13 protein-coding genes are annotated in these 17,570 nt (G+C 42.2%); 5 read left to right on the top strand and 8 right to left on the bottom strand.

The window, feature by feature from the left end; all coding sequences use genetic code 11:
• Positions 1-61 precede the first annotated feature (61 nt).
• On the top strand, positions 62-1,036 hold the full coding sequence (locus DLD82_RS00365; protein WP_109939117.1) for a BMP family ABC transporter substrate-binding protein: 975 nt from the start codon (positions 62-64) through the stop codon (positions 1,034-1,036).
• A gap of 267 nt (positions 1,037-1,303) precedes the next feature.
• Here DLD82_RS00365 and DLD82_RS00360 read toward each other — a convergent pair whose 3' ends face one another.
• The 8 genes from DLD82_RS00360 to DLD82_RS00320 all read right to left on the bottom strand — a co-directional run bounded on the left by DLD82_RS00360 (position 1,304) and on the right by DLD82_RS00320 (position 14,458).
• Positions 1,304-6,433, bottom strand: a complete 5,130-nt coding sequence (locus tag DLD82_RS00360; protein WP_109939116.1) for a PAS domain S-box protein — start codon at positions 6,431-6,433, stop codon at positions 1,304-1,306.
• Positions 6,434-6,703: 270 nt separating this feature from the next.
• Positions 6,704-7,315 carry a DUF2115 domain-containing protein gene (locus DLD82_RS00355; protein WP_109939115.1) on the bottom strand — a complete coding sequence of 204 codons (612 nt, stop codon included), beginning with the start codon at positions 7,313-7,315 and terminating at the stop codon, positions 6,704-6,706.
• Positions 7,316-7,566: 251 nt separating this feature from the next.
• Positions 7,567-8,130 (bottom strand): hypothetical protein, encoded by a 564-nt coding sequence (locus tag DLD82_RS00350; protein WP_146199639.1) that lies wholly within the window; start codon positions 8,128-8,130, stop codon positions 7,567-7,569.
• A 316-nt stretch (positions 8,131-8,446) separates the two neighbouring features.
• Positions 8,447-10,249 carry an ABC transporter ATP-binding protein gene (locus DLD82_RS00345; RefSeq protein WP_109939113.1) on the bottom strand — a complete coding sequence of 601 codons (1,803 nt, stop codon included), beginning with the start codon at positions 10,247-10,249 and terminating at the stop codon, positions 8,447-8,449.
• Complete coding sequence (locus tag DLD82_RS00340; RefSeq protein ID WP_109939112.1) at positions 10,246-12,021, bottom strand: ABC transporter ATP-binding protein; 1,776 nt, start codon at positions 12,019-12,021, stop codon at positions 10,246-10,248. Before DLD82_RS00340 ends, DLD82_RS00345 begins: the two co-directional genes overlap by 4 nt.
• A 671-nt stretch (positions 12,022-12,692) precedes the next feature.
• Positions 12,693-13,418 (bottom strand): winged helix-turn-helix transcriptional regulator, encoded by a 726-nt coding sequence (locus tag DLD82_RS00330; RefSeq protein ID WP_181391164.1) that lies wholly within the window; start codon positions 13,416-13,418, stop codon positions 12,693-12,695.
• A 1-nt stretch (position 13,419) separates the two neighbouring features.
• Positions 13,420-13,995, bottom strand: coding sequence for a hypothetical protein (locus tag DLD82_RS00325; protein ID WP_109939109.1), 576 nt, complete (start codon positions 13,993-13,995; stop codon positions 13,420-13,422).
• A gap of 85 nt (positions 13,996-14,080) precedes the next feature.
• Positions 14,081-14,458, bottom strand: coding sequence for a hypothetical protein (locus DLD82_RS00320; RefSeq protein WP_109939108.1), 378 nt, complete (start codon positions 14,456-14,458; stop codon positions 14,081-14,083).
• A 573-nt stretch (positions 14,459-15,031) separates the two neighbouring features.
• Here DLD82_RS00320 and DLD82_RS18815 point away from each other — a divergent pair.
• The 4 genes from DLD82_RS18815 (at position 15,032) to DLD82_RS00300 (ending at position 17,561) form a co-directional block, all read left to right on the top strand.
• Positions 15,032-15,181: a hypothetical protein gene (locus tag DLD82_RS18815; protein ID WP_219968272.1), complete on the top strand. Its 150-nt coding sequence runs from the start codon at positions 15,032-15,034 to the stop codon at positions 15,179-15,181.
• A 31-nt stretch (positions 15,182-15,212) separates the two neighbouring features.
• On the top strand, positions 15,213-15,488 hold the full coding sequence (locus DLD82_RS00315) for a hypothetical protein (protein ID WP_109939107.1): 276 nt from the start codon (positions 15,213-15,215) through the stop codon (positions 15,486-15,488).
• 146 nt (positions 15,489-15,634) lie between these two features.
• A complete protein-coding gene (locus DLD82_RS00310) occupies positions 15,635-15,835 on the top strand; it encodes a hypothetical protein (RefSeq protein WP_109939106.1) in 201 nt (66 codons plus the stop codon).
• 295 nt (positions 15,836-16,130) lie between these two features.
• Positions 16,131-17,561: a hypothetical protein gene (locus DLD82_RS00300; RefSeq protein WP_146199637.1), complete on the top strand. Its 1,431-nt coding sequence runs from the start codon at positions 16,131-16,133 to the stop codon at positions 17,559-17,561.
• The last annotated feature ends 9 nt before the right edge of the window (positions 17,562-17,570 follow it).

Below are 17,570 nucleotides of genomic sequence, written 5' to 3'. Positions count from 1 at the left end.
ATCCGTTCCATTTTTCTCTTTATATCACTGATTATATGTACAATTTCAGGAGCATATTTCCATGACAGTACGGTATTACTCTTTTTCTGTTTTCCTCATGTGCCTTTTCCTATCTATATTTATCATTTTCCCGGTATCCGGGTCAGACCCAACAATTGTCTCCATGGTCTATGTCGGAGATAAAGGTGATTACAGTTATCTCTCGAAGGCGTTTTCAGGTCTTGAAAAAGCGAGGGATGGTTTTAATCTCACCGTCAGAGAGATTCTTTGGAATTCTTCAGCCCCGGAAGATCCGGTTATCGATAGGGCCGGAAACAGATCCTCAATGGTTCTTGTTATGGGGGACATCATGAACGGGTATGAACAGGAAATCTCACAAATAAACCCTGATGTTCCTGTTGTAATGATAGACGGGCCGGAGATTTTAGATTCGTCAGTTAAATCTATATCCTTTTCTATGTACGGGGCTAGTTATCTTGCCGGAGTTCTCGCTGCAAATCAGACAACAACCGGAAATGTCGGAGTGATTGCTGGTGTGAATGCTCCGGTCATTCAGAGTTTTACCGAAGGATTTCAGGATGGAGTCAGGGCTGAAGATCCTGATGTGAATGTTACAATATCCTATATTGCTGATGATTATTCCGGATTTTCCATGCCGGAAAAGGCCGGAGAAATTACCCGTGAAATGTATCGGAATAATACCGATGTGATATATGCTGTTTCCGGAGGTTCCGGACTTGGAATAATCAGCACGGCACAAAATCTCTCCGGTCTTTTCATCATTGCAACCGATGCCGACCAGTCCGGACTTGCATCTGATACGGTGATTGCCTCTGCAGTAAAAAGTCTTGACACCGTAGTATACAATGAGATAGAAGAATGTGTATCCGGGAAATTCTCTCCGGGATCAGAGGCTCTATCACTGGTTGATGAGGGTACATCTCTGGTGCCAAATATTCGGTTCGAAAATGTAAGTTCCCTGATAGATGTCCGGATAAATGAGGCGATAGAGAAAGAAAAAATATATAGTGATTAAATTTTCTATCTCTAAATGTCAAGTAAAAAAACGTATTCAGATTTATATCTGGTGGGTTACTCGAAGAAAAATTACAGTTTTTATGGAAAATCCATTAAACCATTTTTTTATTCAATTGTTACCCACGCGATGAAATTGCCTGTGATACTGCTACTCAGTTCAACAATTGTGTGAATTTAAGATCTGCCTGATATCATCAACAGGTATCTTTCGGATCATCAGATGAAAAATATGGTGACCTATTGTATGAGGAGTAATATCCTGGGTTCATACCCCATTTCCCGGACTGTGGTATGATGGAGTATCCGGATCAGAAAACCTGAACTTATCTGCTGGAACGAAAATCTCAAATCTGGCACCTTTTCCAAAAACTCCTCTCTCACGAATAGCGAGCCGTGTAATTGAGAGAATTTCCTGTGAAAGGAAAAGACCAATTCCGGTATTCATCCCGTATCCATGATCAAATATCAATTCTTTCTCTTCTTTTGGAATTCCGATTCCGTCATCTTCACAGACAATAATAAGATTTCCTGATTCCAGGACACAGGAAATAGAAATACGGGTGATTTTTCCTCCATGACGGATTGCATTCTCAAGAAGCGTAGTAAATACTTTTCGTACGATCGGGTCTGCATAGATGGTAAGGCCTTTTGGAATCTGGTTATCGATAAAAATGTCACCAGGAGTAACCTCTTTTTTTGCTGATTCGATAATCGGCCTTACATGATACCACCCTGCAGAGACAGTTCCAAACTCTTCATATTCCCGGGTAAATCCGATAGTCTTCTCAATTATTTCCTCAGCTTCAAGAGCATATGATATGTTCTTATGAATGAAGGCAATATCCGATGATTGAAGAGCCATATCCAAAAGGAGCTGTACTGCAGAGAGTTTGTTTAAAATATCGTGACGCGTCAGCCCGGTCAGAAGACGAAGTTTCTGATTTGATTCACGAAGAGATTCTTCAACCCGTTTTTGATCGGTAATATCAATAATGGTCCCGACAAGTCCGGATACCTGGCCGGTATCGTCAAAAAACGGTGCCTTGTAAAACATCACCTGGTGAACTGATCCGTCAGCGTACTGCATCTCCGTCTCATACTGTTGAATATGGGGGGAATTAAAAACAGACATATCTGCTTTATAAAAAACATCTGCTTCACGTTTAGGCCAGAATTCATAAACCGTTCTACCGATTACCTGATCTCGCGTTCTTCCGAAATATTTTTCAAAAGCAGCATTGCATCCGGAATACACACCATCACGGTTTTTGTAAAAAATTGGTACCGGGAGAGTATCTATGAGAACCTGAAGGAAGGAAGACTGCTGCTCAAGTGCCGATTGGGCAAGCTTCCAATCAGTAATATCAATCCCGATTATGGCATATCCGGTAATATCTTCGGTATCATCACGAATCGCATTCAGATTCCAGGAAATTATCTTTCGATCTCCATCAATTGTCCGGATAGCAGCCTCAAATTGATCCACACCCCTTTCAGAGTCAATGCTCTCTTTTGCAATCTGAATAATCTGTTGTAAATTTTCTTTATCCGGATTCAGGAGAACCCATATCTTATCATTTCCCACTACCTCATCTGAAGAATACCCGCTTATCTCTTCTGCAGCAGCGTTCCATAAGAGGACTACTCCTTTTTTATCTACCGCCATGATCCAGACCCGTGCATCAGAAATAACCGCATTCTGAAACTCATGTAATTCCTGAAGTTTTTTATCAGAACGTTTTCGTGGGGTAATATCTGTTGCTATCACCAGTCTGACCATCCTGCCGTCATTCCACCGGATTATCCGGTTTCGGCAGTCATACCATAATTTATTGTGAGGATTGAAAAATTCACATTGGTGAATCTTATCCGGAGCATCTAATTCATCTGATGAAGAGTTCATACACGAAAGAAAAGATTTCTCACGACCTATGGTGATATCTGAATAATAAGGAAGATCGGAGAATTTTCGAAGATGATCCTTCCCATATGAATTGATATACAGGATCTCATTGGTATCCATATCCGCAATATAAATCACCGAAACAAAACTATCAAGAATTGTGTACAGTTGTGCCTGGACTTCTTTTACCCCTCTCTCATCCAACTTACCCGATTTCAGAAAAGTTTCAGGAGAAATCCATCTGTTATCAACCTGAGCGTTGACATTTTTATCATCCAAAAAAGGGATATGAAGATTATAATGTTTACGAATTGCATTCAGAACCTTTTCAGATTCCATCCAGCGTTGGTCCAGATGTCCAACAATCTGATCAATCCGGTGGACTTGTTCGGTTATAAGATCAAGGCTCTTCGAATCATCCAGCATTTCTGTATACGCAACAATAATAGAGAGAGGATTTCGAATCTCGTCATTGAGGATTGCAAGGTATGCAAGATTTTTCTGAATCTGTTTTAATGCCGTATTTTTTTCCTGTTCAAGCAGTATTTCCTCAGTGATGTCATGACCCTGAGCAATGGTTGCCACCGGAGTTTTTCCATCCGGAGAAAACAAAGTGGCTGAATTCCAGATCAATGTCCGGAGCGTTCCATCCTTACATATGACATCTATCTTTGTGGTATCCCAGCGAACTCCTTTAAGAGTGGAACGTAAAAGTTCCATGATATGGTCTGCCTGGTCAGGAGGAAAGAGAACCCGGATAGACTGACCGATTACTTCTTCTGCGGTTCTGCCGGTAAGAAGTTCAAAGGCATGATTAAAACGGGTAATACGGAATGAGGGATCCCAGATAACAATCGGAACATTTGCAATAGCGAACAGGTTTTCAAGATAGGCATTTGTCTGACGCAGGTTCTCTTCAGATATGGCTAAGGCATCATACTGGTTTTTGAGTTCCTGCTCTGTTCCAAGCAATGATTCATATGTTGCACTGAGTTCTTCGTTTGTTTCCCCGAGATCTTCGATGAGCCGTTCTCGTTCCTGTGCCACTTGTTTCTGTTCGGTTACATCCTGACAAACGCCGATTATTCGAAGTGCCGTACCATCTGCATCCATCTCAACCGAACCATTTGCATTTACAAAGTGAATGGAATTGTCAGGATATATCACCCGGTACTCTTCAGGCCTGAATAATCCTGTCCTGATAGCATGTTCAAGCACAATTTCATGATCTTTTTGATCGTCCGGATGAATTCGTGCCCTGATGATTTTAAGATCAAGAACAATTTCTCCCGGTTCAAAACCGAATATCCGGTATAACTCATCTGAACAGGTAAGGGTACCGGATTTCAGGTTCCAAATCCAGCTACCCACCCGGGCAATCTTCTGAGCCTGGATAAATGCTTCATTGATCTCTTTCAGAACCAGTTCTCTCTTTTTCCTCTCGGTAATATCCTGGATAACTCCCATCACCCGGATGATATGATCATCTGAATCTTTCTCGAGTCTTGCCACCGAATGAATAAACCGGGGAGGAGAACCGTCTGCAGGGTTTATTTCATATTCAAGATCATAGGGTTTTTCCCGAATGAGAAGGTCTACCAGGGCCTGGTGAACCCGTTTTCGATCAGGAATGCAATCTTCTATCTCCTCAATAGGAAAATCGCCGGCTACTCCGGGAAATCCAAAAATAGAGAGTCCTTTTGCAGAACCCCAGATCTTATCAGTTTGTAAATTATACTCCCAACATCCGGTATTTCCGATATCCTGGGCCATGAGAAGTCTGGTCTCATGTATCCGGATGGTCTGCTCACGTTCCACGAGTTCATCAAACTGGGCTTTCAGTTCTTCTTCAGAAGCTGCCAGTTGTTCATATGATGCAACAAGATCCTGGTTTTTTTGTTCCAGTTCACGAGCTGCCTGCCTTCGTTCAGTAATGTCCCTGAAAAACCAAACTCTCCCAAAATTGGCCTCGTCCTCTCCTGTCATCGGGGAAGAAAACCGTTCCAGGGTCCTTCCATCAGTGAGAAGTATCTCCTCGAAACTTTTTTCCTCTGGATGTGAATAGAGATACCTGACTCGTGAGAGGAATGCTTCATAATTGAGTGTTTGAGAAGCAACGAACAAAAGCACTGTTTCATCTTCACCTGATGCCAAAATTTCTTCAGGAATGTTCCATATCGTAACAAAATTCCGGTTATATCCAAGAATAATTCCGTTTTTGTCAACAATGAGAATAGCATCCGGAGAGACCTCCTGCTGGGTAGTAAGGATGAGATTTTTAAATGCTAATTCATCTTCAGCTTGTTTTCGTTTGGTGATATCCTGGATAACTCCGATTATCCGGGTGGCATTTCCCTGTTCATCCCTTTCAACACGGGCAAGGGAGTGAACAATCCGGGGAGGTGAACCATCAGCCGGAACCACAGTGTATTCAAGATCGTACTCCGAATTCTCTCTGATGAGATCTACTAATGCCATGTTCAATTTTTCATGGTCCGGAATACAACGATAGATTTCATCAAGCTGATTCTCTTTTATATTGGGAGGAAATCCAAATATGCTGAGAGCTTCGACAGAACCACGGTAAACCTCTGTTGCAGGATTATATTCCCAGGATCCAATATGACTGATCTCCTGAGCAAGGGCGAGTTCATGGACCGTTTTCCTGAGCTCTTTCTCGGCTTTTTTTAGTTCGGTGATGTCACGTATGGATTCTATGGCACCAGAGACCTCACCGTTTTCATCATAGAGCCTGCTGACCTTAATGAATACACTTATCCGGTTTCCTTTTACTATGATCAAATCGGTCTCTGCCATGAGAGCGTTGTCAGTCCTTCTGACATTTGAATAGTATTTCTGAATATGCTCTTCTGATTCATCAATGAGGTTAATCAGTAGCGGACGGTGTGAATTATAAAAAATAGAAGCTACATCTCCACTATTTTTCAGAAGGACTTCATCGGGAGATATACCGGTCATTTCAACCATTGCCTTATTCCAGGAGATGATTTTTCCTGATGTATCAATAACAAAAGTAGGGTCCGGGAGAAAATCAATGATATCGTAGAGGCGTTTTTCTGATTTACGGACGGCTCGTTCTGCCTGCTTTCTCCGTACTGCCTGCCGGATTTTATGGGCTAACTCGGCAAACTGAGACTTTGGTTCCCCTCCTTTCTGGAGATAAAAGTCAGCACCATTATTTATTGCCTGGATTACGACTTCTTCCCGCCCACGCCCCGTAAACAAAATAAAAGGGATATCACCAGGCATTCTTCTAACTTCCTGTAAAAATGCAATGCCATCCATTCCGGGCATGTGGTAATCAGATATAATGGCATCATATGATCCGGACTGTAAAAGTTTCAAGGCATCTTTGGCAGAAGGCGAAATATCAACACGGATATCTTCATTTTTTTCCAAAAAAATCTTCCCGATACGCAGAAGGTCAGATTCGTCATCTACATATAATACTGATATTGGGCTGATTTCCATAATAATTCGCTGAATTTTTTCTTCTCACGGAGAGGAGATTTAGGTTCTAGATAGTGAATATCCCTATGTATCTGGAACGGTAAAATATTTCTGAAAATCTATTTACTGGAAAGGTCCATATGAGGGGAGACCTATTTCTGTTACTTATAAAGAAAAACTGATGTTTCATTGAGTCAGGAAATATCACTGATAATTATGGTTTTTGCAGATGAAAATCAAATTTCCCTCTTAATTATATTTTTATCCGGCCATTATTATGTGTGCCTGGTTTTATCCGTTAAAATGGTGATAATCGTACATATCTTTTATGTACTCCTGTTTTCTATGTTTACTTCCCTTTACCGGAGGTTTCAGATACCCAACCTCCGGAGTCTGCTTTGCCGGACAAAAAGGACAGAGGGCTGCATCAACATCATGGGCTTTTGTTCTGACCGGACAATAATATACCCCGTCGATGTAATTTACCTTGTCTCCTCCGGGAAAAGGCATACCAACCGGATGACCGGGTATCTCCTGGACAAACATACAAAACCCGGAGAGCAGATATTTTAAAAACCGAATCCTGGATCCGATATCATCACCCGGACATTTAATAGCCACCATCCCCCAGTACTTTTTTGCATGCTCTGAAACTGCTGTATCAAGTGTAGAAAAACTACCCTGTTGCTTCATGAGCCGGATCTTCTGATATGTGCCGTCTAAAAAAGATGCTATTGTTTCTTCCAGTTCTCTTTTATAATCATCCGGAAAAGAATCAATCTTATCAGAAAAATTTACCTTCATTTTTGTCAGGTATCTTGGGGAGTAATCAAGAACCAGATCTGCAATTGCCTCTCCAAGGTCACGTCTGGACTCTAAACCTGAAAGCATGTCACAGGTCATCGGTATTAAAATTTTATCAGGTTTTTTTCCGGTAACTGATGAGAATATGCTAATAATACTCACGTCTTTTGTCTGGTTTGTATATCATTATCCTGGAACAGATTTATCATCATTCTTTGAACCGGATGATAAGTGAAAATATACCCCTCCTTCATCTATAATTATTGCTGGATATATTAGGATTTTTTTTAGTCCCATCAGGAAAAAACTTTGCCATTTCGAGAAGATGAGGTTTATTCTCTCCTCTGGCCTTAACCACATTCTCCTAAACAAGCTTTCATATCATCGGCGTTCAGACATGCAATTTCCTGAGCCAGACAGTTATTATTTTCAGGTCCTGTCTCGATTATTTCAAGATAAAAACCAGTGGTTTCAAACTTTTCGACATTGATAGCATCAAGTTCATTCTTTTCACTAGCAAAAGATTTCAGAGCCTCTCCTTCGTAAAAACCGAGCGGATTTACGCGAAGTGTAAGATCCTTGTTTTCATAAGACAACGACAGATTAGATATCCCTATAAGAGATACTGATTCACCGCCAGCACCGGAAAAGACAACCGCTGCATTTACCGGACAGGTGATATACCGTAATAGTTTATCAGGAATCAAAAGACTTTTCTTTCCATCTGAAAAATGGGCATATGGAATGATATCCTTCACAATAATATCCGTTATCCCTTCTGATCCATGAATGATGGAACTTTCACCGCCCTGAACGTATATTACGTACCGGGGAGATTCATCAGCTGTACAGACTCCTGCCAGTAAAACCAGGATGAATAAACATATGAATCCAGATGATAGGTAACGATTCATTATTCTTCTCGCTCTGTATACGATATGTTTTTTTCGATATGAATCCATGTTAGATCCTCCGTTTGCCACTTTGACAATAGACTCTCAACGAGATCATCCACAATCGTGCTATTATTTTTTATTTTGCTCGATTCATACGTCACGAAGAACACATTAATTTTTTGTTAGTGGCAATGTTGGGTTCTATTTATTTAGTAGAAATAGAATGAATCTCAAGAAAGTATCTATTTTTGAATTATTAGGGTTCAAATAACCTTTAACGGTTTTTGATTCCCTTAATCGTATGAAGGCGATGATAAAAAGATATGCTGGGAAATTATGAGATACCGGTAATAATACTCAGTTTCCCTCTGAACTGACTCATGAAAAGGTTATAATAAAACCCTTCTTTTTTCATGAGTTCATCATGGGTTCCCTGTTCGATAATTTCTCCCTGGTTAATAACAAGGATACAGTCTGCATGCCGGATTGTTGAAAGACGGTGAGCAATGATGAATGACGTTTTTCCCTCCTGCAGGTGCAATAGTCCATTCTGGATTATCTTTTCGGTTCTGGTATCCACATTACTGGTTGCTTCATCAAGAATGAGAAGTCGTGGATGGGCTACCATGGCCCTTGCAATGGTCAGCATCTGCCGTTGACCCTGAGAAAGATTAGCACCGCCATCACTGAGAAATGTATCAAAACATTCAGGTTGAGCCATGATGAACTCGTATGCCCCGGCTTTTGTTGCAGCAGAAATACATTCATCGTCCGTTGCACCCTCCCGGGCATATCGGAGGTTTTCCATGATTGTCCCTGAGAATAGGAACGGTTCCTGAAGGACCTGGGCAATCTGGGACCGAAGACTGTCCTGTTTCACCGAATCTATACTGGTTCCATCAACCGTTATGGATCCGGACATGATATCGTAATACCGGGTCAGGATATTAATAATGGTACTTTTTCCTGCTCCGGTAGGTCCGCATAGGCCGAAAATTTGTCCGGGAAGAGCATTGAATGTGTTGTTTCGGAGAATGGTCCGGCCAGGAACATATGCAAAATCAACGTTATCAAATCTGACATCTCCCGTGATTGATGGCATTGGTCCTGCTTCAGGTTTATCTGCAACCACGGGTTTTTCATCAAGGATTTTAAATACCCGCACTGCTCCGGCGGATGCATTCATGATGACTGCATATGATGAGAAGATCTGGGAGAGAGGCGAAGATATACTTGATGACAATCCAAGAAATGCAACTAGTTCACCAAGAGTGATATTTCCATGAATGATCATGGCTCCACCTACTATCAAAAGAATGATCATCTGGAGGTTTGCCATGATGGTTGCAGCAGGCATGGAGGTAAGTGCAACAAATTCAGCCCTGCCTCCGGTCCTCGCAACATGTGCAGAAAGAACTGAAAAAGCGCTGACAGATGACTGTTCCTGCCTATACGCAATAGCCACCTTCTGTCCGGCCAGGTGCTCTTCTGCATAGCCATTCATTTCACCGAGTTGTTCCTGCATGTGTTCAAATGCCGGGCCGGAAACCCTGGCGATGGTTGTAGAGATCCAGATAATACAAAAAACCGCCAGATATACAAGTAAGGCCAGGAACGGGTTTATGATAAGCATTACAACCGTCAGAACGGTTATCGTGGTTAGGGATTGGAGGACCTGCTGGATACCGTTTGAGAAGAACTGATCAATAACATCAGTATCATTGGATATCCGGCTCATCAATTCTCCGATTGGCTGACGATCAAAAAATCCCAGGGATAATATCTGTAAATGGGTAAACAGATCATTTCGCAGGTTATAGAGGGCATCCTGGGATATGTCGGAGAGGAGTTTTTGTGAAAAATGACCACAAATCAATAGTGCTACGGCATCAAGGATAAATAACAGGAAAACCTTCTGAAGGTCAGCAATGGACTGTTTTTGGGTGATAATATCGGTTGCAGTTCCCATTAATGTCGGAAGAAGACCCATGGCGATGGAAAAACCAAGCATCAGAATGAGGGCATAGATAAGTCGATACCGGTAATAGGTGAGATATGAGAGCATTCGCTTTAGTGTCTTTATCATGGAACCGGATTCTGATTCGGTTTTGTCCGCTGTTCCAGCATATGTTTTCATGAAGCACCTCCGGCACGAAAACCCCTGCCCAGTTGTGATTCATAGATCTCCTGGTAGAGGGCATTACTCTCTAGTAACTCTGCATGTGTTCCGGTGGCAATGATTCTGCCATGCTCCATCAGGACAATCTTATCTGCCGTGATGACCGAGCTAATCCGCTGGGCAACGATGAACTTTGTTGCGGTTTTCATCATGTCTACAATTGCATCCTGAATCCTGGCTTCTGTAGCTACATCACAGGCACTGGTACTGTCATCCATGATGAGTATTTTTGGCTTTGTTGCCAGAGATCGTGCAATGGCAAGTCTTTGTCTCTGCCCTCCGGAAAAATTCGATCCCCTTCTGGCGACCTTTCCGTCATATTCTTCCGGTATATTTTTTACAAACCCATCCACATCTGCAGCCATTGATGCAACAAGCATATCATCATCGGTCATTTCCCGGTTTCCGAATGTGATGGTATCTCTGATGGTTCCGGAAAAGAGAACTGGTTCCTGCAGGCAGATTCCCACGATTTTTCTGAGAACACTTTGTGTAATGTCCCTGACATCAACTCCGTCTATAGTGACTTTTCCTTCAGTTACGTCATAGAACCGGGGAATGAGTGATATGAGTGATGATTTCCCAGAGCCGGTAGCACCGAGAAAACCTATTGTCTCTCCGGGGTTTACCACCAGGTTGATATCTTTGAGTACTTCTCCTTCAGGCTCACCAGCATTATTCCGGTATGAAAGAGATACATGCTCAAAGACCACTCTCCCCTTTACTGTTTCGGGATTAAGCAAGGCAGGGTTTTCCGGATCCCTGATCTCCGGAGTTGAGTCCAGTACTTCGAAAATCCTAACCAATGAAGCATTTGCCTGGGTGATAAACGGCAGCACGATTGCAATGATTAGGAGCGGCATCATCAGGATAAGGATGTACTGGGCTGCAGATGTTACATTCCCTATCTGAAGGCCGGTTCCGGTAATAACTTCCATTCCACCAAAATAATACACCGCTCCAAAACCCATGATGGAGATGGCAATGATGGCCGGCATCAGGTACGCCATGACATGCTGGGGGCGAAGGGCTGCAGTCCGTAATTCTTTTGTTGCATTTTGGAATTTTTCGATTTCATAATTCTGCCGGACAAATGCCTTTACTACCCTGATTCCGGTGAGTGTTTCCCGGAGGGCATTATTAACGCCATCTATCTTCTTTTGTTTCTGTGAAAATGCAGGCTCCACGATTACAAAATAGATGAGAAGTGATATGGTGAGAAGGATAAGGAGGGTTATCATGATCCACATAAGGCTTGGTGCCATGAAGTGCAGGATGATAATGGTCCCGATAAGGAGAAGTGGTGCCTGCATCAGTTGCATAATAGACTGCATGACCGCTGTTTTCACGTTCATGATGTCGGTTGTCAGTCTGACCAGGAGATCACTTGCCCTGAACCGGTCAATATTCCCAAACGAAAGGGTCTGGATCTTTTCAAATGTCTGTTTTCGCAAAATGTGAGAACAATATCCTGCAAACCACACTGCAATGGATGCGTTTGCAATCTGGCAAATTCCGGCGATGATTGCCGCTATCAGCATGAGAAACCCTATGTCCAGGACATTTTCAAAATCTCCGGTGAGGATTCCATAATCTATCAAGGCAGCACTGAGGGCAGGAATTGCCAGGGTGCCTCCGGCAACGATGATATTCAAAATAATGGATAGAAGCAGCCATCGCCTGTATCCATAAAAAATTGTGAATAATCGTTTGTAATTTGATATCGTCATACGATCACAAAACTCTGTGAATCTTTCCGGTTCAATAGGAGATAAATGGATCTGAAAAATCGTCAGTGTAACTTTATGGAATCTGATTTATTGAAAACCACAATTCGGAAACTGGCGAGAAGGAAATTTAGGTTATTATCATAATCAACTGGTGAATGAAACAGTAATAAATTAAGAAGAGTATGGTCAATATGTGGTCAGAGGTACATATCTGAAATACCCTAAATTTACCTTAATTTGTGAAAATACCTAAATTTTCTACCTATCTGTCGGGAGGAAATATTTATCTTACTATTTTGGGCTTCATTTTCGGATTAGGTGTTAAAAATCGATTTCTCAAGGGGTCGCTATTAATGCCTGTAGATGAGGCAATGGATGGCATGATGATTACAATGATAGGCTCTTTTAGGGGGTATATTAGAGACATCTCTATCTATTTAAACTGGGGGAAAGTACGTCGAAAAATGTTGTGAAATCATGGAGATCCTGGAAAGAAGGGCGGGTGTGTCGATTCTGATTGAATATTTCGCAGCAGGTCTGACAAAAATTGGAGGTGTGAAATCAATTGATATTTTTCGGGGTGTAATTCTCCGTATCTTTGTGGTATCATTGCTGGTTTACGTAAACAATCAGCAATTAATATTCCTCTTTGCGTATCACCATATATTCTGTCATATGGTCTGTGGTGGGCACACTTTTCCGTCTTCTCTTTTTGTCCGGAACGCAGGATCTGATCCTTCTGTTACCTGGTATTTCACGGTTCTACCGGTTTTTTGTGTCCGTATTAATTCTTCATCCAAAAGTTGTGAAAGGTGCCAGCCTGCAGCCTGGGCTGAAATTTTTAATCTCTCTCCTATCTCCTGCCTGGTAAGACCCGGACTCTCCTTTAACATCAACATAATCCGGTGCCTTGATGGGGAAGCGGTAAGGTTTAAGGATCTTTTCTCATCCGCAGAGTATCCGGGTGGATAATATCTTGCAAACCCTCCGGAGTGGAGTTTTGTCACCTTGGAAAACCGTGTCAGTTGATCAAGATGATACCGGACAGTTCCAAGTTCCATTTCCATAGTTGTAGCAATTCCCCGAAGGTGAATTCCCGGGTTCTGAACGATAAATTCATAAATCTCTCTTCTCGACCTGGATTCAAACAGGGTATTTCTACTGATTACCCGGTACCCAAGAAAGAGGATCTGTTTCATTAACATAAAGATGGGACTTAAGAGCACAACCTGGGTAATAAATAACCAGAGGGGAAGCTCCCATATCTGAACCTTATCCGGATTTTTTGACTGTGTATCCGGCAAATCCTCGTATGCACTGGTAACGATGTACCGGTCTGCCATGACCTGGACCGGAAGGAGAAGAAGTATGAACAGAAAAATGGGTAAAATTCTCATGTTACTCATCCCATGATTCTATCTGAAAGGATGCCGGGCTTGCATCATCCGGCAGATGAACCTGGTAATACCATCTTCCCGGATCAAGGCCGGTTTCTGAATAAATTCTCATGAATATTGCGTTGTCTTCGATACCATCATCGATATCAGAGTATGTTCCGTACTCACCATCCGGGGTTAAAATCTGCAGTGATACCGGTGCAGGTTTGTCATATGTCACCCGGACATATTGTTTAGTCTGATCCTTTGATATGATATCAGAAAAAAACCTGGTTTCTCCGGGATTTAGTAGTTCATACACGGGAGATATGTTTCCGGTTGAGAAAGGTTCATCTGATATAATTGTTATAACAATATTCTCTGTTCCAAAAGAGGTTGCCTGAATGGTCCCATATTTTATTTGCGAATTGTTATCTTTGTCTCCTATTGCAATGACGGTTACTTCATTACTATTAGTATCTTTAGAGGCAAAAGCATAGTTTGAATCAGAATTAGCATGAACAGGAGAGATAACGGCCAAACTGATAAGGATCAGGAGTATGAGGAAAGATAATGTTTGCCGGTTCCTGAACATCATGTTTAACTAATTTGTCCTATTTATATTGAATTGTTCTGGCACATCTCTTTTCCCTGAAAAAAAAGGGGGAGGGCTATTAAGGGAATTACCCTTTATATCCATAACCAACCGGTTTTCCAGTTTGTTTATCGTAAAATGTGAATTTTCCGCTTGCATCCGGACCTTCTATCCGGAAATCTTTTTTTGTTTCAACTACCTGAATTTCTAACTCGGCAGGAGTCATCGTTTCCAGAATTTCTCCGGTGTCAGCATTGCTGACGGTGCACAATGAATCAGTACATTCGAGCTTGGTTGTTGCTGTTATAGTAATCTCTTCTTCTACTGTAGCCATTGCAACGCCTGTAAGTGCTGCTCCAATGGTTAAAAGAATTCCAAGAATTATGATCCTGGTAATCTGTGGGGTTGTTTTTGTTTTCATATCAATCCGGGGATGATGGGGTTTACTGGTTTCATCCCCGCTCATAAGGTCAGTGTCCGGATAAAAGCTGTTTTTGGCACAATCATTTTCTGTTTGACAAATTCTCTATTGATGTTTGAAATTGATGGATCATGGTTTAATATTCAGGACAATTTGTTTAGAATTTTAGAAATAAACAGTATTCATTATGTCCGGACAAGTTTCTCTGATGTCTTCCAAGACGTAAAAGATCAAACTATTTCATTATAAATCCGGTTCATATGCCTATTCCATTTCGAACGCTTAACCTCCATATTATTTAATGAGAAAGATGCGAAGGGATCCGCTCATTCTCCATATTCTGCTCTCATAGATCCTTCTTCTTCAAAAGCAGAACAAAGGAAGCCTGAGCCATATGAGGTAGATTCGGTTGATTTTAAGAAGCTTGATGTTCCTATCCGGGAGCCATGTGACCGGTGCAATGCCCGGTATGTCGAGTATATTGAACGGATAACTCCCGGAAGGCTTGCCAGGAAGAACGAACCATCCCGGCGAATCTGTAAAAAGTGCTACAAGAACGCTGAGAAGAAGAAGGAGAGATCATTCCGGACTCTTCCAGGAACCCTGAACACCGCCGGGATGGAGCGGATCTTCGTGGATGTAGGTCGGTGTTCTGTTTGTAATACCGGGAAAGCTGTCTGGAAAGATCCCGAGAACCAGATCTCGATCTGTGATTCCTGTTATGCAAATGCCGGAGGAACCGGGACCATCCCGGAGGAGTCTCCATGAGTACCTCTGCTATTTTCGGGAGGATGTGAGTATGGCACGAGATGTTTCGGTGTATTCATACGAGATTGATGAAGCGATACGGAGTGTTCAGACCATGAACCGGACGATTATCCCCCGGTATGTGATCGAGGAGGAGATCCGTGAGAACCGGCATAAGTACCCGAGAGCCGGAGAACTTCCGGAGATTCCACTTCGGATGGTGATCTCTGAACTGGTGAACCGGCGACCTGGCACCAAAGTTTTTGGAAAGTATCCGGTTTCGTGGGCATTTGATTATATTTCCTCTGCCCAGGGGGCCACATCATGAGTGAGGTACAACGGCCCCGACCTTGATATTGAAATCCAGAATTGACAAAATTTTTCATGTTACCATAATTCGGGGAAAAATATGAGTTCTATAATTGTGAACACGATGGATAACTGTCCAAACTGTGATAAATTGAAGGCAACCTGATGGAAGTGGATATCCCATTTGAGGAACTGAACCTTGAAACAAAAGAGGCTATTGTTGATCTCCGGTGTCTCGGGTGTTTCACCCAGGAAGCCCTGGTACTTCGGTACATGAATACTTGTTTTGAATCTCATGTGATCTTCGGTGAAGATGGTGCCGTGAACCGTCATATTATTCACTGGATTTCCGGTAAGGCGGTATAGAATGGGATCGCCAACAACAGACCTCAAATATATTTTATGAACCGCGTCAATTCCTCTACCTTTTAATGAATCCCCTGGAGATATTGCCGCATATATTATTGCTGAAAATCCATGGGGGTGTATTCCTTATACAGATGGTACCGGACCACAAGAAGCGATAAAAATTCTTTCTGATTCGAATGACCTATATGCAGAAATTAGTAAAAAAATATTAGAGGCCACAACCGGAGCGAAGAGGGCTTCTGCTACAACAAAACGGAAGTTTCGAGCACAACAGACAGATCTTGAAAAGAAAATGAACTCCGGGCTCGTAGTGCTTCGATGCAATGATCCGACATCCGGAATGTATTATGCCGATATTTCTCCGACCGAAATACGATTAAGAGGGTATTCCTGGAGTTCTCCCGTAGCCGCTGCAGCTTCCCAGGTAACAACATTATCGGCACTCCCCCCAACGATATCGGGAGTTTCCCCTAATATCGTGACAGAAAATGAGACCTCAACTCTTGAGATATCAGGAACTAATTTTAAATCCGGTGTTGTCACTCAAATTATTCATGATACAAAGCCGCCTTTAATGCCAAATTATGTTGAGATCGTTTCACCAGGCAAAATGAGCGCAAACTTTAGTTATCCTGCCGGGTATGCGGGAGTTTGTGATATCAAAGTAAAAAACAAGAACAACGGACAATCGATACTTTCTGATGGATTTACGATTCTTCCTCCGGCAAATCCGGCAGTAGGGTTTCTCTTAAAGCGAACCATCACCATAAACGGTGTTCCAGGTGCAACCTTAAAAAATCATCTTGTACCGTTTAAAATTTATTTAGGATGGCAGACTGGATACGATTTAGATCCAAAGAAGGGAGTCTCAACAATTTTTGTGAATACCGGTAATATGAAAGCGAGTTTTGACGATATCAGAATTGTCGGTCCTGGTAATACACTATTTAAAATTGAACGGGAAGAGTTTAGCTCTTCCTATTGGGGAAGGTTTTCCGTTGTGGTCCCCTCCCTCCCTCCGGAAGGAATCACTGCAACCCTGTACTACAATAATCCAAGTGCTCCGGCGTTGTGGAGCGATGCCGATACTAGTCAGTGCGGGATAACAACGATATTTACCCAACCGCTCCCGGATTGGGATCTCTCGGGTGTTGCATCTACAACGATAAATGGGGATAGATTGGATCTCATCCCGAAAGAAGGAAGCATTAATTATCCGTGGATAAATGGAATTTCTAAAAATCTTCTACTTCCAGATAATTTTCTTCTTGAATTTGTATCGGGATATTCATCCTCGAATGCAAATCAGAATATGGGCGAAGCCTTCGTCATGTTAGGGGATGGGACCGGAGCGAAGATTATTGTAGGCATGCAGGATTACGCGGTAGGAAGTGGAAGCCCTACTGGCCCGCTCTTAATCACAAATATCGAAGGAAGAAAGAATACTGCAATGAGATTAACCGGAAGCTGGAGCAGGAATCAGTACTATATCACCCGGTTAAACGGAACCGTGAAAATCTATCTTACTAACTCAGCATCACAAGATGTTGATCACAAGTTGATCTGTACTGATACCTATTCGGGAAATCTGAATAAGATCGTTCTCTCAACAACAAAGAGCGGAGCGAATCCCCCACTTATTCACAAACTAAAATTTATGCGATTATTTGAATGGTATGGAAATTTTCCATCCCTGGCCTTTGGTCCAGAAACAGTTGTATAATTGATTAAA

Origin of the sequence: Methanospirillum stamsii (assembly GCF_003173335.1) — an archaeon.
Classification (GTDB): domain Archaea; phylum Halobacteriota; class Methanomicrobia; order Methanomicrobiales; family Methanospirillaceae; genus Methanospirillum; species Methanospirillum stamsii.
Note: the sequence above shows the minus strand (reverse complement) of the source record. Positions and strands in the feature narration are given on the sequence as shown.